Annotated in this window: 15 protein-coding genes; 7 read left to right on the top strand and 8 right to left on the bottom strand. The window is 61.3% G+C overall.

Annotation, left to right across the window (positions count from 1 at the left end; translation table 11 throughout):
- Nucleotides 1-19: 19 nt before the first annotated feature.
- Entirely contained in the window at nucleotides 20-709 is a 690-nt protein-coding gene (locus tag E3W21_RS03170) for a GntR family transcriptional regulator (RefSeq protein WP_134418196.1), read from the bottom strand.
- Nucleotides 710-849: 140 nt separating this feature from the next.
- Here E3W21_RS03170 and E3W21_RS03165 point away from each other — a divergent pair, with 140 nt between their 5' ends.
- The 7 genes from E3W21_RS03165 to E3W21_RS03135 all read left to right on the top strand — a co-directional run bounded on the left by E3W21_RS03165 (nucleotide 850) and on the right by E3W21_RS03135 (nucleotide 8,268).
- Nucleotides 850-1,935 carry an ABC transporter ATP-binding protein gene (locus E3W21_RS03165; protein WP_134418189.1) on the top strand — a complete coding sequence of 362 codons (1,086 nt, stop codon included), beginning with the start codon at nucleotides 850-852 and terminating at the stop codon, nucleotides 1,933-1,935.
- A 1-nt stretch (nucleotide 1,936) separates the two neighbouring features.
- Complete coding sequence (locus tag E3W21_RS03160; RefSeq protein WP_134418182.1) at nucleotides 1,937-2,854, top strand: ABC transporter permease; 918 nt, start codon at nucleotides 1,937-1,939, stop codon at nucleotides 2,852-2,854.
- A complete protein-coding gene (locus E3W21_RS03155; protein WP_046048507.1) occupies nucleotides 2,851-3,639 on the top strand; it encodes an ABC transporter permease in 789 nt (262 codons plus the stop codon). Before E3W21_RS03160 ends, E3W21_RS03155 begins: the two co-directional genes overlap by 4 nt.
- Nucleotides 3,640-3,676: 37 nt before the next feature.
- Nucleotides 3,677-4,729: an extracellular solute-binding protein gene (locus E3W21_RS03150; protein WP_129443594.1), complete on the top strand. Its 1,053-nt coding sequence runs from the start codon at nucleotides 3,677-3,679 to the stop codon at nucleotides 4,727-4,729.
- Between the two features lie 183 nt (nucleotides 4,730-4,912).
- Nucleotides 4,913-6,109: an amidohydrolase family protein gene (locus E3W21_RS03145; RefSeq protein WP_134418175.1), complete on the top strand. Its 1,197-nt coding sequence runs from the start codon at nucleotides 4,913-4,915 to the stop codon at nucleotides 6,107-6,109.
- Nucleotides 6,106-7,593: an amidohydrolase family protein gene (locus E3W21_RS03140; protein ID WP_134418168.1), complete on the top strand. Its 1,488-nt coding sequence runs from the start codon at nucleotides 6,106-6,108 to the stop codon at nucleotides 7,591-7,593. Before E3W21_RS03145 ends, E3W21_RS03140 begins: the two co-directional genes overlap by 4 nt.
- 12 nt (nucleotides 7,594-7,605) lie before the next feature.
- A complete protein-coding gene (locus E3W21_RS03135; RefSeq protein WP_134418161.1) occupies nucleotides 7,606-8,268 on the top strand; it encodes a flavin reductase family protein in 663 nt (220 codons plus the stop codon).
- Between the two features lie 137 nt (nucleotides 8,269-8,405).
- Here the strand turns inward: E3W21_RS03135 and E3W21_RS03130 are convergent, their stop codons facing one another.
- The 7 genes from E3W21_RS03130 to lexA form a co-directional block, all read right to left on the bottom strand.
- Nucleotides 8,406-9,065: a DUF799 domain-containing protein gene (locus E3W21_RS03130; protein ID WP_134418154.1), complete on the bottom strand. Its 660-nt coding sequence runs from the start codon at nucleotides 9,063-9,065 to the stop codon at nucleotides 8,406-8,408.
- Nucleotides 9,062-9,406 carry a DUF4810 domain-containing protein gene (locus E3W21_RS03125; RefSeq protein WP_371925536.1) on the bottom strand — a complete coding sequence of 115 codons (345 nt, stop codon included), beginning with the start codon at nucleotides 9,404-9,406 and terminating at the stop codon, nucleotides 9,062-9,064. The genes E3W21_RS03130 and E3W21_RS03125 overlap by 4 nt, the downstream gene beginning before the upstream one ends.
- 60 nt (nucleotides 9,407-9,466) lie before the next feature.
- Nucleotides 9,467-10,141 (bottom strand): CsgG/HfaB family protein, encoded by a 675-nt coding sequence (locus tag E3W21_RS03120; protein WP_165353332.1) that lies wholly within the window; start codon nucleotides 10,139-10,141, stop codon nucleotides 9,467-9,469.
- A 208-nt stretch (nucleotides 10,142-10,349) separates the two neighbouring features.
- A complete protein-coding gene (locus E3W21_RS03115) occupies nucleotides 10,350-13,448 on the bottom strand; it encodes an error-prone DNA polymerase (RefSeq protein ID WP_166793805.1) in 3,099 nt (1,032 codons plus the stop codon).
- Nucleotides 13,424-14,839, bottom strand: a complete 1,416-nt coding sequence (locus E3W21_RS03110; protein ID WP_134418140.1) for a DNA polymerase Y family protein — start codon at nucleotides 14,837-14,839, stop codon at nucleotides 13,424-13,426. Before E3W21_RS03110 ends, E3W21_RS03115 begins: the two co-directional genes overlap by 25 nt.
- Before the next feature lie 7 nt (nucleotides 14,840-14,846).
- Nucleotides 14,847-15,464 carry a translesion DNA synthesis-associated protein ImuA gene (imuA, locus tag E3W21_RS03105; protein ID WP_134418133.1) on the bottom strand — a complete coding sequence of 206 codons (618 nt, stop codon included), beginning with the start codon at nucleotides 15,462-15,464 and terminating at the stop codon, nucleotides 14,847-14,849.
- Nucleotides 15,464-16,081, bottom strand: coding sequence for a transcriptional repressor LexA (lexA, locus tag E3W21_RS03100; RefSeq protein ID WP_129443577.1), 618 nt, complete (start codon nucleotides 16,079-16,081; stop codon nucleotides 15,464-15,466). Before lexA ends, imuA begins: the two co-directional genes overlap by 1 nt.
- Nucleotides 16,082-16,196: the final 115 nt, after the last annotated feature.

Genomic DNA, 16,196 nt, shown 5'->3' with positions numbered 1-16,196 from the left:
GCTGCTACGGATCTCGCGACTAAACCTCGATCAGGTGCTTGAGTGGGTGGTAGCCGGTTTTCAACGTCGCGGCGACGTCGAGAATGGCCTTCTCGATGCCATTCAAATGCATGCAGGTCAGTTCGATCGCAGCGCTCTGATTACCGGCTTCGATGAACTCGATCAACCGCAGGTGTTCATCATCGCGGCAGGCTTCATGACTGTCGTCATCCAGCGCAGCGGCGTACAGCGAGGCGCGGGAAATCAGCTTGCGGAACCAGTCCAGCAACACCGGGTTGTTCAGGCTTTGCGCGAGCTTGATGTGGAACTCGCCAAGCAGATGAATCAACCGTTCATGGTCGCCGCTGCGGTGCGCTTCATCCTCCAGTAACAGGTGATCACGCAGGTCCTGGGTCACGGCAGTATCACGACGACGACAGAGCTCAGTGACGATGCCGATCTCGATCAGGCGCCTCGTTTCAAACAGCAAGCGGATCTCCTCATCACTGGGCAACGACACCGACGCCCCTTTGTTGGGCTCGGTGGTGACCAGGCCATCGGCCTCCAACTGTTTGAGCGCGGCACGAACCGACGTCCGGCTGACATTAAAAAGTTCGGCCAATGAGGCTTCGCCGAGCTTCATCCCGGGACGCAATGAACGTTTGCTGATCGCCTCGTAAACCCCTTGGTAGACGCGGTCGACCGTGGTCTCGAGTTTTTTCTCGGTCATCTGAACACTCCTTTAGCGCTAAACAACCGGCCCCAGGCGATGAGCAGCCTTTGAAAAAGGGGGTTGCACGAGCAGATTAATCCGGGTATTTCTAAATTGCATCCAGATATTGCATACAATAATTAGAGGAATGCACCATTATGGGTCATCCAATAGCGATAGAAGTGCGTAACGTCTCCAAGCGGTATTCCGACGATCCGGGGCTGGCTCCAGCCCTCGACAACGTTTCAGTCGACATTGCCGACAATGAATTCTTCACCCTGCTCGGCCCTTCCGGCTGCGGCAAGACCACTTTGTTGCGGACCATCGCCGGCTTCGAACAGGTCAGCGAAGGCGAGATTCGTCTGGCAGGCGAACCGGTCAATGATTTGCCACCGTTCAAGCGCCGGGTCAACACCGTCTTCCAGAGCTACGCGCTGTTTCCGCACATGAGCGTCGCGCAGAATATCGCCTTCGGCCTCGAGATGCAGGGTCTTGATCGCAAGCTCATCCCGCAACGGGTCGATGAGATGCTCGCGCTGGTGCAAATGCAACACCTGGCCCAGCGCAAACCGGCCGAGCTGTCCGGCGGCCAGCAGCAGCGCGTAGCCCTGGCCCGGGCCCTGGCGCCGAAACCCAAAGTGCTGTTGCTCGACGAACCGCTGTCGGCGCTGGACTTGAAGCTGCGCAAGGAAATGCAGGTCGAACTCAAGCGCGTACAGAAGGAAGCCGGGATCACCTTCATTTTCGTCACCCACGATCAGGAAGAAGCGCTGACGCTGTCCGACCGCATCGCCGTGATGTCCGCCGGCAAGATCCTGCAAATCGGCACACCGAACGATATCTACGAACGGCCGCAGCATCGCTTCGTTGCTCAGTTTATCGGCGACATTAACTTCCTCCCCGGTCACCTCAAGCGCGGCCAGCAGAACGAAAAACTGTTCGTGCCGAGCGGCATGCCAGTGGAAATCCCTTGCCCTGCTCAAGGCTTTGACGGCGCCAGCGTGCAACTGGCGTTCCGTCCGGAACGTTCGCAATTGGTCGACCCGGCGCAACCGCATCACCTGCGCGGCGTGATTGAAGCGGTGTTGTATGTCGGCACCGCGACCCTTTACCAGTGCCGGTTGAACAACGACATCAAGGTCATGCTACGCGAGAACAACGAAGGCCTGAACCGCGGCCGGGTGGTCGGCGATCGCATCGCGGTCAACCTGCCGCCCCACGCCTGCCTGTTGATGGAGGCCTGAGATGAGCGTCAGCAGCACTTCTCCCGCCCTCAACCGTGCGCTGTTGCTCAGCCCGGTGGTTCTGACTTTGTTGGCGCTGATCGCCATTCCGCTCGGCATCATGGGCTACATCAGCCTGTTGCCGCGCAATGTGTATGGCGGCGTCGACTGGCAGGCCAACTGGCAATTGCAAAGCTACGTGCAACTGTTCTTCCAAGAAGGTTTCGACGGTGAACTGGAACTGAACTGGGTCTACGCCCAGGCGCTTCTGCGCTCGGTGTTCCAGGCCGGTGGCACCACGTTGCTGTGTTTCCTGTTCGGCTTCCCGGTGGCCTTGTGGATGTCGAGCCTGACACCGCGTCGGCGCAACCTCATGGTGTTGCTGATCACCATTCCGTTCTGGACCAACCTGCTGATCCGCAACTACGCCTGGTTGATCATCCTGCGCGAGCATGGCTGGGTTGCTCAGAGCGTCAACGCGCTGTTCCCGCAGGCGGGTGGCATCACCCTGCTCTACAACGACTTCGCGGTCAGCGTCGGGCTGGTCTACAGCTTCCTGCCGTTCATGATTTTGCCGATCTACTCGACCCTGGAAAAACTCGACTGGCGTCTGGTGGAAGCGGCTTACGACCTCGGTGCCAATCGTTGGCACGCGTTGCGGCGGATCATCCTGCCGCTGTCGATGCCCGGCGTGATTGCCGGCGCGCTGCTGGTGTTTGTGCCGAGCCTCGGTGCCTTCATCACCCCGGCGATTCTCGGCGGCGGCAAGACGCTGATGATCGGCAACCTGATCCAGCAACAGTTCGGCACCGCGCGTAACTGGCCGCTGGGCAGTTCGCTGTCGTTCCTGCTGCTGGGGATTCTGCTGCTGTCCCTGGTGCTTTACTCCCTTTATAGCCGCAGCACCGCTAAAACCCTGCATCGGGGAGCCACCGCATGATCGCCCTGCACCTGAAAAAACTGCCCCTGACCCGGGAAGTCAGCCTGTTGATCCTGGCCTATCTGTACGTGCCGATCTTCGTGCTGATCGCCTACAGCTTCAACGCCAACCGTTCGGCGACGGTGTGGACCGAGTTCTCGTTCGCCTGGTACGGGCGGATTCTGGCCAACCCGTCGATTCAGACGGCGGCGCTGAACTCGATCATCGTCGCCGGCATCGCCACAGTCTGCGCCACGGCCATTGCGTTGCTCGCAGCGCTGGCGACGTACCGGCCGTTCTATGGACAGAAGATGGTCGAGGGCGGGATCAACCTGCCGCTGATCCTGCCGGAGATCGTCACCGCCGTGGCCACTCTGCTGCTGTTCATGGCGCTGGGGATCAAGCTCGGTTTGCTGACGGTGATCGTCGCGCACATCGGCTTCTGCATTCCTTTCGCCTACCTGCCGATCCGTGCACGGCTCAATGACCTCGACAAGAGCTTGCTGGAGGCGGCGAACGATTTGTACGCCAACCCGTGGCAAGTATTTCGTCGAGTGACGCTGCCGCTGCTGTGGCCGGCAGTGTTGTCCGGTTCGGTGCTGGCGTTCGTGGTCAGCCTCGACGATTTCATCATGACCTTCTTCGTTGCCGGACCCGGTTCGACGACGTTGCCGGTGTACATCTTCTCGGCGATCAAGTCCGGGGTAACACCGGAGATCAACGCGATTTCGACCCTGATGCTGGTGATTTCCATCGTGCTGGTGGTACTGGCCTTCTGGCTGGGACAGCGCGGCAAAAACCAATGAGCCTTTGTCCTTCGTGGTACTTCTGGAGCGTACATCTATGAACATCAAAAGCATGCGTTTCGCTGTCGCCGGTCTGGCCCTGAGTTGCTTCACGGCGTTCAACACCCAGGCCGCCGAACCTAAGGAATTGTTCTTCTACAACTGGACCGACTATTACCCGGTGGAACTGCTGGCCAAGTTCGAAAAGGAGACCGGGATCAAGGTCACCATGGACGGCTACGACAGCAACGAAACCCTGCTGGCCAAGTTGCAGGCCGGCGGCGCGGCGTACGACGTGATCGTGCCATCGCAGTCGATCATGCGCACGTTGATCAACCAGAACCTGCTACTGCAAATCGACGCGTCGACCCTGCCCAACTTCCAGTACGTCAAACCGGCGTTCCGTGATCCGAGTTTCGACCCCGGTCGCAAGTTCTCCGCCCCGTACCTGTGGGGCACCACCGGGTTTTCCTATGACAGCGCACGGGTGCCCGGCGGCAAGCTGGACGATTCGTGGAAAGAGTTCTTCGAACCGCGCAAGGAACTGGAAGGCCAACTCGCCGCCCTCGACACCTCCAGCAGTGTGATCAACGCCGCCAGCCATTACCTGAACGTCGACGAATGCAGCGAAAACCCGCAGGACGCCAAGCGCATTCTGGAGCTGCTGCAAAAACAGAAACCGCACTTGAAGATGTACAGCTCGGACAACACCGTCGACCGCATGGCCTCCGGTGAAGTGATCATGATGCAGAACTGGAACGGTTCCACCGCCCGGGCCACGTTGCAAAAAAGCACCATCAAGTACGTGTACCCGCGCGAAGGCCTGGCGATGTTCCAGGACAACTTCGCCGTACCGAAAAGCGCCCCGCACCCCGGCAACGCGAAGATCTTTATCGACTGGATGATGAAACCGGAAAACGCCGCCGCCGTGTCCAACGCCATCGCCTACGACAACGGTATCCAGAGCGACAAACTGATCGACGCCAAATGGCGGGTGATGGACGCGATCAACATGCCCGATGAGTTCGCCTCGCGCTTGCGCCCGGAGAAAGAGTGCAGCAACAAGGCGCGTGAGCTGCAGGACCGGATCTGGTCGAAGCTCAAGGGTTGATTGGCTGGCTTGAGACCGAGTCGCGGCCATCGCGAGCAAGCTCGCTCCCACAGGGTATTGGGTTGTTCACACATTCCATGTTCAACACAAAACCACTGTGGGAGCGAGCTTGCTCCGGGCGGCGTTCCGACGATGAGGCCAGCACAGGCACCGATGCTCTAAATTCTGAAAAAGAGGTATGCAATGACCCAACCCCGCTGGCTGCGCAATGTGCGGCCCTACGGTTCAACCGCCGAAGACCTGCTGATCGAAAACGGCCTGTTCAAGCAACGCCGCCCGGCATCGACCGCTGCCCTCACCACCACCGACATCGACGGCCAAAACCAGCTCCTCACCCCTGCCCTGGTTGAAAGCCACGTCCACCTCGACAAAACCCTCTGGGGCCAACCCTGGCGTGCGAACAGCGCCGGCCCGACGCTCAAGGACTACATCGCCAACGAGCGCCGCGTGCTGCGTGAAGTCAACGCGCCCATCGCTCAACGCGCTGGCGCCCTGCTGGAAAACTGCATCGCCCGTGGCTCGCTGACGATGCGTTGTCACGTCGACATCGACCCGGAATTCGGCCTGCGCCATGTCGAGGCCATGCAACAGCTGCGCGAAAGCTACCGCGACCTGATCGACCTGCAACTGGTGGTGTTTCCGCAAACCGGCCTGATCAGCCGCCCCGGCACCGCCGAATTGATGCGCGAAGCCATGGCTCTGGGCGTGGAGAACGTCGGCGGCCTCGACCCCTGCGGCATCGACAACGACCCGATCGCACAGCTCGACTTCGTGTTTAAGCTGGCCAGTGAATTCAAGCGTGGCGTCGACATTCACCTGCACGACAAGGGCGAACTGGGCCTGTGGCAGATCGCACTGATCGCCGACTACACCGAACGCTTCGGGCGTCAGGGTCGGGTGATGATCAGCCACGCCTACTGCCTTGGGATGTTGCCGTGGAGTCAGGTCAAACCGGTGGCGGAGCGTTTGGCGGCCTTGGGCATTTCCCTGATGAGTTCGGCACCGGCCGATTGCGCGGTGCCACCGTTCCTCGCCCTTCGTGAGACCGGGGTGAACGTGTGCCTGGGTTCGGACGGCATTCGCGATGCCTGGTCGCCCATGGGCAACGGCGACATGCTGGAACGGGCGATGTTGATGGCCTTTCGTTTCGACTTGAACAAGGACGATGAACTGGCGGCGGTGTTCGAAGCAGCGACGGTGAATGGTGCTCGGGCGTTGGGCTGTGAAGGTTATGGAGTGCAGATCGGTGCGCCAGCGGACTTTCTGCTGATGCCGGTGCAGACGCTGGGTGAGGCGGTGGTGTCGCGACCGGTGCGGCAGGTTTATCGCTGTGGTGAGTTGATCGCCTCCGGTGGCCGACTGCTGGAAAGTCGCTTGTGAAGAGGATTGGATTGAAAGCCAGTTGCGTGGTCGGGTTCGACGGCACCCAGCATGTGCTGTGGCGCGACGGCGAAGTGGTGTTCGAAGGTTCGCGCATCGTGTTTGTTGGCCGTGACTATTCGGGGCAGGTGGATCAGTGGATTGATTACGGCAACGCGTTGATCGGTCCGGGCTTCATCGATCTGGATGCGCTCGGGGATCTTGATTCGACGGTGCTGACGCTGGACAACGGCGATGAACGCGACATGGGCCGGATGTGGTCCGGGGACTACCTGGCGAGCGGTCCGCAGGAGAGTTACAGCCCTGATGAAGAAGTTTTCAAATACCGCTACGCCTTCACTCAGTTGATCCGCAACGGCATCACCACCGCCATGCCGATCACCTCGATGTATTACCGCGAGTGGGCCGAGACTTACGACGAGTTTTCTGCGGTGGCCGGTGTGGCTGCCGAGCTGGGGCTGCGGACTTACCTTGGCCCCTGCTACATGAGCGGCATGAGTTACTGGCGCGCCGATGGAACCCTCGGGCATCACTGGGATGAAGCGCGGGGCATGGCCGGGCTCGATGCGGCTGTGCGGTTTTTCCATGATTTCGACGGCGCGCACGAGGGTTTGATTCGCGGCGCGCTGCTGCCGGATCGCATCCAGACCTGCACCCCGGCCCTGCTGCAACGCACCGCCGCGCTCAGCCTGGAGCTGAACGCGCCGATGCGTTTGCATTGTTGCCAGGGGCTCGGTGAGGTGGCGATGGTCGAGCAACTGCGCGGTACTTCGCCGCTGGGTTGGTTGCAGCAACTGGATCTGTTGACCCCGCGCAGTCTGCTGCCCCACGGCATCTACACCTCAGGCGATGACGATCTGCAACGCGTGGTGGATGGAGGTGCGAGTCTGGTGCATTGCCCGGTGGTGTTTGCCCGTGACGGTGAGGCACTGAACTCATTCGGTCGCTATCGGGCCAAGGGCATCAATTTCGCCCTGGGCACCGACACCTGGCCGGCGGATTTGCTGGAAAACATGCGCCAGGGTCTCAACATCGCGCGATTGATGGAAGGCGGGAACTTGCTCACCAGCACCCTGGATTTGTACAACGCCGCCACCCTCGGCGGCGCCAAGGCCCTGGGTCGCGATGATCTGGGCCGTTTGGCACCGGGCGCCAAGGCCGACATCACCGTGTTCAGTCTTCGCGGCCTGCATTTGGGGCCGCTGTTCGACCCACTGAAAAACCTGGTATTGGCCGGGCGTGGTGACGACTGCATCGCCAGCTATATCGACGGCCGCTGCGTGATGCAGGACGGTCAGGTTCAAGGCGTCGACTACCCCGCCCTGCAACGCCAGGCCCAACGACAATTCGAAAAACTGATGCGCAGCCACAGCGACCGGACCTTTGGCCAACCGGACTGGAAAGACCTGTTCAAACCGTCCATCCCGTTCGCTGACGACTACAGCGCACGCGCGCCGCTGAGCGCGATTGATCCCCTTCTTTAGAGAATTCTGCCCATGCAAAGCTTCGACTTCAGCCAATTGAGCCCGCGAGACAAATACAAGATTCTGATCGGTAGCGTGGTGCCACGGCCGATTGCCCTGGTCACCACCATCGACGGCGAAGGTCGGATCAACGCAGCGCCCTTCAGCTTCTTCAACGCCCTCTCGGCCGACCCGCCGATCCTCGCGTTGGGCGTGGAAAACTACGGCGATCTAAGCCCCAAGGACACCACGCGCAATATCCAGCTCAATCAGGAATTCACCGTGAACATCGTCAGCGATGCCCTGGTGGAAGCCATGAACGTCTGCGCCGTGCCGTTCGCCCCCGGTTTCGACGAACTGACTGCTGCGGGCCTTACTGCCATTCCCGGGACCACGGTCAAATGCCCACGGATTGGCGAAGCTCCGGTCGCGTTGGAGTGCCGAAGGATGATGGCGCTGTCCATCGGGCAGTCACGGGAGATCATCTTTGGCGAAGTGCTGATGGCCCATGTGCGGGATGAATTGATCGACCCGAAAACCTTGTATATCGATCAGTTGGGGCTGGATGCGATTGGCCGGATGGGTGGGCATGGGTATGCGCGTACGCGCGATTATTTCGATTTGCCGACACGGTCGTTGCAGGCCTGGACGGAGGCGCCGGGGGGTGGGGAGCGGTTTTGGCCAGAAGCCAAATAGAACTCTGCCCACGTACCCAAACCCTGCAGGAGCTGTCGAGTGAAACGAGGCTGCGATCTTTTGACTTTGCTTTTAAAAAACAAGATCAAAAGATCGCAGCCTCGTTTCACTCGACAGCTCCTACGGGATTGCGGACATCAGTCAGTGCCGTATTTCGGCGAACGCGGCCCGTACAGCAACCCCGCCGGTTGTCCTGCCGACAGCAGCCGAGCGCTGGTCACACCGGCAATCGGGTGACCGGCATCGGTTGAACTGTTGATCACTTGCTTGACCGCAGCCGTAATCAGCATGCCAATCAAACCACCGCCACCGTTATTGCCACCCTCTTCGCTCGAAGCCCGAGCCGAGCCGGTCCACAGGGTGGTGCCGCTCTTGAGGTCCACCAGTTTCGCGCTGGCCGTAACCACGGTTTCGCTGTTGATGATCATGTAGCGAGTGCCATAGTCCGTCACAGTGATGTACAGCGCAGCATCGGCACCGAAGATTTCTTGCAGTTTGTTGGCCGGTGCCTGATGGATATCCGCCGGTGTGGTCAAGCCATTCTGGCGGAACGTCTCATCGACCAGGGCGATCGGCAGCACGTAGTAACCGGCTTCAGCCAATGGGTACGTGACCTGCGACAACAGGCTGTAGGACGCCTTGACGTCCGGCGAGTTGTTCAGCGGCGGCAGCACCAGAATGGTTTTCGGACGACTTTGCTTGTATGCCGAATAGTCCACGGTCTTGGGACTGACGCAACCGCCGAGTACCGCCAGAGCCAGTAGCCCGGCCATCAGTTTCAATGAGCGCGCGATCATTGGGTGTCTCCGGTCTTGGCGTTTTTAAGCAGAAAGTCCATGTACGGCGTCGACTCGGGGAACAACGTCTTTTCGGTTCTGAATTGCTGCACCATCTGATCGTCCTTGCCCATGCTCAGGTACAACAACCCCAAATGAGCGTGGTAGCCAGGCGGCGGCGTCTTGCCGGTGGACCTGATTTTCTGCAAGTCGCGCTCCAGGGCTTCGGCCTGAGCTTCCTTGGGCTCTTCACCCTTGAAGTACTCGTAGACTTCCGGCTGGTAGCTTTCCCACTGGTAAAGGGTTTTCGGGCCGCTGTTGCAGCCGGCCAACAGGCCACTGACCAGCACGGTCGACGCCATCAGCGCCCATTTCGCATAAATCTTGAACATGCTTGTACCGCTCCTTGTCTTCGACCTTGATCAGTTGCCCGGTTTCCATGCACCGGCATTCATGCCGTCCACCAGACGATTGATCGCCTCGCGCATGGCCAGGTCGAGCACTTTGCCGTTGAGGGTCGAATCGTAGGCAGCGGTGCCGCCAAAGCCGATGACTTCACGGTTGGACAAGGCGTATTCGCCCGCGCCCTGAGTCGAATAAACGACTTCCGAGGTGCTGATGTTGACGATGTTCAAATTGACCTTGGCGTAGGCCACCTGGGTCTTGGCGCGACCGAGAATGCCGAACAACTGGTGATCGCCAGTCTCTTTGCGGCCGAATTCGGTGACATCACCAGTGACCACAAAGTCGGCCCCCTTGAGGCGCTGGGACTGGCCCTTGATCGCGGCCTCCTGCTGGATCTCGCCCATGTTGTCGCGATCCAGCACGCTGAAGCGGTTGGTTTGCTGCAAGTGAGTGATCAGGATGGTCTTGGCCTGACCGCCAAGGCGATCTACACCGTCGGAAAAGATCCCGCGCATGTAGCTCGAACGGTTGTCGAACTTGCCGACCGCCATGGGTACGCGAACGCCCGCATAAGCGAGGCTGGCGCTTTCGACCTTTTCTACCGGCAAGGCGCGCGAGCTTTCAGTCGCACACCCGGCCATCGCGCCCAAAACGGCAACCGCTGCCGCCGATACCAACATCCGAGAGATCATTCTCACTGTGCATTCCTTTTGAAAAACGGTTTATCCCGGCACGGCAATAGCTTGCCACTGCGGGTTGCAGCGGCAAAAAAGCGAGGGGGCATCAAATCGACAATCGACGTGCGGGACGTCGGCGGCCGGCATTATGCCAAAGTGCCATCATCGAAGACAGTATTAAATTATTCGGGCATCAACGCATGGGCTGGCGCATGTCCCGAGGTCAACGGAAATCCCGGCTGCGTACGCTGATGCCGTCGAGCAATGGGCTCAGGTCGCTCAAACGTCCGGCAATCAAATGCCGCACCTCGCCTTCCTTTTCCCAGCGCCCGTCGACCTTGAGCAATTGCGAGCCGACCAATACCTGGCGCTGCCGGTCGGCCAGGTCGCGCCAGACGATGACGTTGACGTTGCCGAACTCATCTTCAAGGGTGACAAAGGTCACGCCACTGGCGGTGCCCGGGCGTTGTCGTCCGGTCACCAGCCCGGCGACGCTGACCGGTCGTCCATGCTCGACCTCCAGCAGTTCCTTCGAACTGCGGCAGCGCCGGGCTTTCAATTCACCCCGCAACAACGCCAGCGGATGCGGACCGAGCGTGGTGCCGACACTGTTGTAATCGGCTAGCAAGTCCTCGCCGACGGTGGGTTGGGGCAACGACACCGCGCCCTCCTCCTGACTCGGCAGACCGGCAAACAAGCCGAGCTGTTTCTGCACACCCGCCACTTCCCAGCGCGCCCGATGACGGTCACCGGCCAGACCACGCAGCGCACCGGCATCGGCCAGTTGTTCCTGGGCGCGGGCGTCGAGTCGCGCCCGTTCGCCGAGGTCGGCAACGTCGATAAACGCCCCCTTCGACCGTGCGGTTTCGATGCGCCGGGCATCGTCCTCGCGAAAGCCTTTGATCATCCGCAATCCCATGCGAATCGCCGGTTGGGCATCGGTGATCGGTTCGAGGCTGCAATCCCAGTCACTGGCGCGCACGTCCACCGGGCGAATCTGCAAATGATGCCGGCGCGCGTCCTGCAGAATCTGGTCCGGGCTATAGAAACCCATGGGCCAGCTGTTGATCAGCGCACAGGCGAAGGCCGCCGGCTCGTGGCATTTCAACCAGCAACTGGCGTAGGTCAGCAAGGCGAAACTGGCGGCGTGGGACTCGGGAAAACCATAACTGCCAAAGCCTTTGATCTGCTCGAAGATCTGCGCGGCAAACTCGGCCGTGTAGCCGTTTTTCTTCATCCCGGCGGCTAGGCGATCCTTGTGCGGCTCCAGCCCGCCGTGGCGTTTCCAGGCAGCCATGGAACGGCGCAACTGATCGGCCTCGCCGGGGCTGTAGTCGGCGGCGACGATCGCAATCTGCATCACTTGTTCCTGAAACAACGGCACGCCCAGGGTGCGCTTGAGTACGGTTTCCAGTGCCGGGAACGGATAGATCTCGGGTTCTTCCTTGTTTCGGCGTCGCAGGTACGGATGCACCATCCCGCCCTGAATCGGCCCCGGACGGACGATCGCCACCTCGATCACCAAGTCATAGAAGGTCCGGGGTTTGAGCCTCGGCAACATCGACATCTGCGCCCGGGACTCGATCTGAAACACGCCGATGGTGTCCGCACGACCAATCATGTCGTAAGTCTGCGAGTCTTCGGACGGGATCGTCGCCAGGCTCAGGTCCCGATGGCGATGACGGCGCAACAGATCGAAACAGCGGCGGATCGCACTGAGCATGCCCAACGCCAGGATATCCACTTTGAGCAACCCGACGGCATCGAGGTCGTCCTTGTCCCACTGGATGATGGTGCGCTCGGCCATGGCGGCGTTTTCCACCGGGACCAGGCTGTCCAGAGGCTGCTCGGAAATAACGAAACCACCGGGGTGCTGGGACAGGTGTCGGGGGAACCCGATCAGTTGCCCCGTCAGGCTCAGCACCCGGCGCAGCACCGGGCTCTCGGGATCGAACCCGCCTTCAAGCAGGCGTTCCACGGGCGGTGTTTCATCACTCCAGTGGCCACAGCAATCGGCCAGGGCGTTGATCTGATCCGGCGGCAACCCCAAGGCCTTGGCCACATCACGCACCGCGCCAGCCGCGTGATACGTGCTGACCACCGCCGTGAGCGCCGCGCGGGTCCGGCCATAACGCTGGAACACGTACTGCAAGACTTCTTCGCGACGCTCATGCTCGAAATCGACGTCGATGTCCGGCGGCTCGTTGCGTTCCTTCGAGAGAAAGCGCTCGAACAACAGCGTGGTGCGATCCGGATCGATTTCCGTGATGCCCAAGGCAAAGCACACCGCCGAATTGGCCGCCGAACCACGGCCCTGACACAGGATTTTTTGCTCACGGGCGAAACGCACAATGTCGTGAACCGTCAGGAAATAGCTTTCGTAGCCCAGCTCGGCGATCAGTTCCAGTTCTTTGTCGATCTGCGTCAGCACCTGGGCCTGCGGGCCTTTTGGCCAGCGCCACGCGATGCCCTCTTCGGTCAAATGACGCAGCCAGGACGTGGCTGTCTGGCCTTCTGGCACCAACTCCCGGGGATATTGATAACGCAACTGACCGAGGTCGAAGGTGCAGCGCCGGGCGATGTTCAGCGTTTCGTCGAGCAGTGTTTGCGGGTAGATCGATTGCAGGGCATCGAGACTGCGTAAATGCCGCTCGCCATTGGGATGAAGACGCAACCCGGCCTCCGTCACCGGCAGGTGATGACGGATCGCAGTCATGGTGTCCTGCAAGGCGCGTCGCCCACGGGCGTGCATGTGCACGTCACCGCTGGCCACTGCCGGGATTCGCAGCTCCCTCGCCAGAGCCAGCAGTGCGCCCAGTCGTCGGGTATCGTCCTGGCCGCGATGCAGCTGGACGGTCAACCACAGGCAATCGACGAAGGTCTGTTTCAGCCAGTGGCCCTGTTCGAAGTCATCGACCGCGTCCGGCACCCACAACGCCAACAGCCCCGGCAAAGGTTCGCTGAAGTCTTCCCGCAGCACTTGATACTGGCCTTTCTGCGTGCGGCGCCGCGCTCGGGTAATCAGTCGGCACAGTGTCTGGTAACCCTCGAGGTTTTCCACCAGCAACACCAGTTTCGGACCGTTCTCGATGCGCACTTCGCTGCCGATAATCAGCGGCAGCTCCACGGCTTTGGCCGCTTGCCAGGCGCGGACGATACCGGCCAGGGTGCATTCATCGGTGATCGCCAAGGCCTGATAGCCCTGCTTTTTCGCCCGCTGAAAGAGTTCGAGGGCACTGGAAGCACCGCGCTGGAAACTGAAGTTCGACAGGCAGTGCAGCTCGGCATAGTCGATGCTCATGCGAACCAGCCTTGCAGCCACAACGGGCCGTCCTCACCGACCGCGCGATAGGCCCAGCCCTGCTGGCCGGAACGGGTTTCGATCAGGAAGTAATCGCGGCGCACATCGGCGCCGTCCCACCAACCGGACTCGATGCGTTCCGGCCCCATCAGGATACGCGTCGAACCTTCGGGCACCGCAAGCGGTTCAGTCAGCAGCCAGCCCGGACGTTGCACGGCAGGCAGCCCTGCACAGCGCTGACTGTCGACACTGGCCTGCCACGCGCATTCCGGCCGGTGATCGGCCTGGAACCGCAAGCCCTGCACCGCGTCATCCCCCAACCGCGCGCGCAAGCGTTCGCGCAGTTGCTCCCACGGCAAGGACTGCTGCGGGCGGGCGTCGAACAGCTCCTGGCGCTGGGGAACGAAGGCCGGCAAGTCTTCGGCGCGCAGGCGAAAACCGCGCACCGGGGCCTCGACCTGGACGTGCTCCAACCGGCCCCGGGCCAGTTCAAAGAGCATCGCCGGATCACGTTCGGCGCTGAGCAGGCCGACCTTGATGACGGTGTCCGGCAACCCGGCGTGCTCCAAATGCAGGTCAAAACGCTGCACGCCGCTGTCCCGACCGCAAAGAAATGCCGACAGGTCACCGGTCAATCGGCGTAACGGAAACAGCAGCGCCTGATGGGACTGCACATCGAAGTTGAGCTCGATGCGCACATCGAACCGGTCCGCCGGCAGGTAGAACGCCAGCGCCAGCCGCCGTAACCCGAGCAAGGCGTCCAGATGCTTGAGCACCTGGGCCTCGAAACGCCGGGCCAGGCTATGGCGAGGCAACGCCTGAACCTGACTCAAGGTGCGCAGCCCCATGCGCGACAACGCGGTGGCAACGCTGGTTTCCAGCCCGATCCGGTCGATGGGCAACTGCCCAAGATGATGTTGCAAGGCTTGATCGTCGGACACCACCAGACCGTCATACGCGTTGGCCAGCACCCGTGCGGCCACCGGGTTGGGCGCGGCAACAATCCGATGGCGAAACCCCAGCTCGCCGAGCTCGGTCCGCAACCTCGCCTCGAATTGCGGCCAGGCGCCGAACAATCCCAGGCTGGACTCGATTTCAAACACCACCGCACGCGGGTAATACACGCTGACTTGTGAACTGAATCGATAAGCCCAGGCGGCCAGAAACTGCTGCCAGTGCTCGATCTCGGCAGCGTCGTATTCAGCCGTGACAAACCCCTTGCTCAAGGCCTGGGCAGCGGTCATCGACTGGCCCGGACGCAAGCCCAGCGCCCGCGCCGAAGCGTTGACCGCTTGCAACACCCGACGCTGGGCCGGGCCGGTCAGCAGCGCCAGCGGCTCATCGGGATCGACGCGCTGACGCAGTACCGCGTCCAGCGCCAATTGCGGAAAGAGAATACACACCCAGCGCATGGCAACCTCAATGCCCCACGGGGAAGGCAATCGGCGCCGAACGCGCCAACCCGCCCCGGCACTTGAGTACGCGCAATTGCGCAGGCCTGGCATCGATGGCGATGCGCAGCGCCGCTGGCGAAGGGTTGACTGCCTCATTGATCGAGCGGTAGGCAAACGCCAGGGTCGAGCCGGTTTCCGCCGCCACCTGCAAGCGCCGCAGCGCCCGGTCATCGGCCTTGTGCGGCCAGCACAGCACGGCGCCGCAACTGCCCGAACGCAGGCATTGTTCCGCCGCCCACAAGGCATCGCGCTCGCTGGCCTGGATGATCGACAACTGGCGCAGATCGACCCCGGCGTTCTGCCAGGCCTGGGGGTATGGCACGTAAGGCGGCGCCACCAGCACGATGCGCTCGCCCGCGGCGGACAACCGCGCCAGCGCCGGCCACACCAGTTGCAGCTCACCAACACCCTGCCCGGCCAAAAGGATTTCGGTCAGTGCCGCTTCCGGCCAACCGCCCGTAGGCAACGCCGCATCCAGCGCGGCATGCCCGGTGGGTTGTGGGCTGACGGCCGGTGGCGCAGGCCGGCCCTTCCAGACCTGGCCGCCATTGAGCAGCGTATCCAGCGCAACGACGGCGCCCATCACCCTTGCCTCACCAGACCGCAGAACACCCCTTCGATCGCCAGGTCCTGATTGGCGTCGACGATGATCGGCTTGTAGGCCGGATTGCGTGGCAGCAATCGGACAACCTCGCCGACCCGTTCGAAACGTTTGATGGTGACTTCGCCGTCGAGCCGTGCGACGACGATCTGGCCGTTGACCGCCTCGGGATTGCGGTGCACGCCCACCAGATCGCCGTCGAGAATGCCGTCCTCGATCATCGAGTCGCCCTGGACCCGCAGCATGTAATCGGGCACCCGCGAGAAGATCGACGGGTCGAGCAGCAAGCGGCTGTGAACCTCGGCATCGGCACCGATCGGCGCACCCGCCGCCACCCGGCCGAGTACCGGAATGTCCAGCAACTCGGGCCGCGCCGGTTGCCCGAGCAAACGAATGCCCCGGGCCTGATGCGCATTGACCTCGATAAAACCGGCCTCGGTCAGCGCCAGCACATGCTTGCGCGCCACGCTGCGGGAGGCGAAACCGAACGCCTCGCTGATTTCAGCGAGGCTCGGGGACTGGCCATGCTCGGCGATTCGATCGCGGATAAAGGTCAGGATGGCGGTACGGCGGGGAGTTAAAGTCGTCATTGAGTACATTTGTACTCTTTTGGCTTTTTTCTGGCAAGGACTTGTAGGAGCTGGTAGGAGCTGTGTAGGAGCTGTCGAGTGAAACGAGGCTGCGATCTTTTGATCTTGCCCTTTAAAAACAACA

The sequence above is a fragment of the Pseudomonas sp. F01002 genome (assembly GCF_004402115.1).
GTDB lineage: Bacteria > Pseudomonadota > Gammaproteobacteria > Pseudomonadales > Pseudomonadaceae > Aquipseudomonas > Aquipseudomonas frigoris.
This window is presented reverse-complemented; position numbering and strand designations above follow the sequence as displayed.

Coding starts and splice junctions, on each gene's coding strand:
- E3W21_RS03170 (WP_134418196.1), bottom strand. CDS start 709: ATGACCGAGAAAAAACTCGAGACCACGGTCGACCGCGTCTACCAAGGG.
- E3W21_RS03165 (WP_134418189.1), top strand. CDS start 850: ATGGGTCATCCAATAGCGATAGAAGTGCGTAACGTCTCCAAGCGGTAT.
- E3W21_RS03160 (WP_134418182.1), top strand. CDS start 1,937: ATGAGCGTCAGCAGCACTTCTCCCGCCCTCAACCGTGCGCTGTTGCTC.
- E3W21_RS03155 (WP_046048507.1), top strand. CDS start 2,851: ATGATCGCCCTGCACCTGAAAAAACTGCCCCTGACCCGGGAAGTCAGC.
- E3W21_RS03150 (WP_129443594.1), top strand. CDS start 3,677: ATGAACATCAAAAGCATGCGTTTCGCTGTCGCCGGTCTGGCCCTGAGT.
- E3W21_RS03145 (WP_134418175.1), top strand. CDS start 4,913: ATGACCCAACCCCGCTGGCTGCGCAATGTGCGGCCCTACGGTTCAACC.
- E3W21_RS03135 (WP_134418161.1), top strand. CDS start 7,606: ATGCAAAGCTTCGACTTCAGCCAATTGAGCCCGCGAGACAAATACAAG.
- E3W21_RS03130 (WP_134418154.1), bottom strand. CDS start 9,065: ATGATCGCGCGCTCATTGAAACTGATGGCCGGGCTACTGGCTCTGGCG.
- E3W21_RS03125 (WP_371925536.1), bottom strand. CDS start 9,406: ATGGCGTCGACCGTGCTGGTCAGTGGCCTGTTGGCCGGCTGCAACAGC.
- E3W21_RS03120 (WP_165353332.1), bottom strand. CDS start 10,141: ATGATCTCTCGGATGTTGGTATCGGCGGCAGCGGTTGCCGTTTTGGGC.
- E3W21_RS03110 (WP_134418140.1), bottom strand. CDS start 14,839: ATGCGCTGGGTGTGTATTCTCTTTCCGCAATTGGCGCTGGACGCGGTA.
- imuA (WP_134418133.1), bottom strand. CDS start 15,464: ATGGGCGCCGTCGTTGCGCTGGATACGCTGCTCAATGGCGGCCAGGTC.
- lexA (WP_129443577.1), bottom strand. CDS start 16,081: ATGTACTCAATGACGACTTTAACTCCCCGCCGTACCGCCATCCTGACC.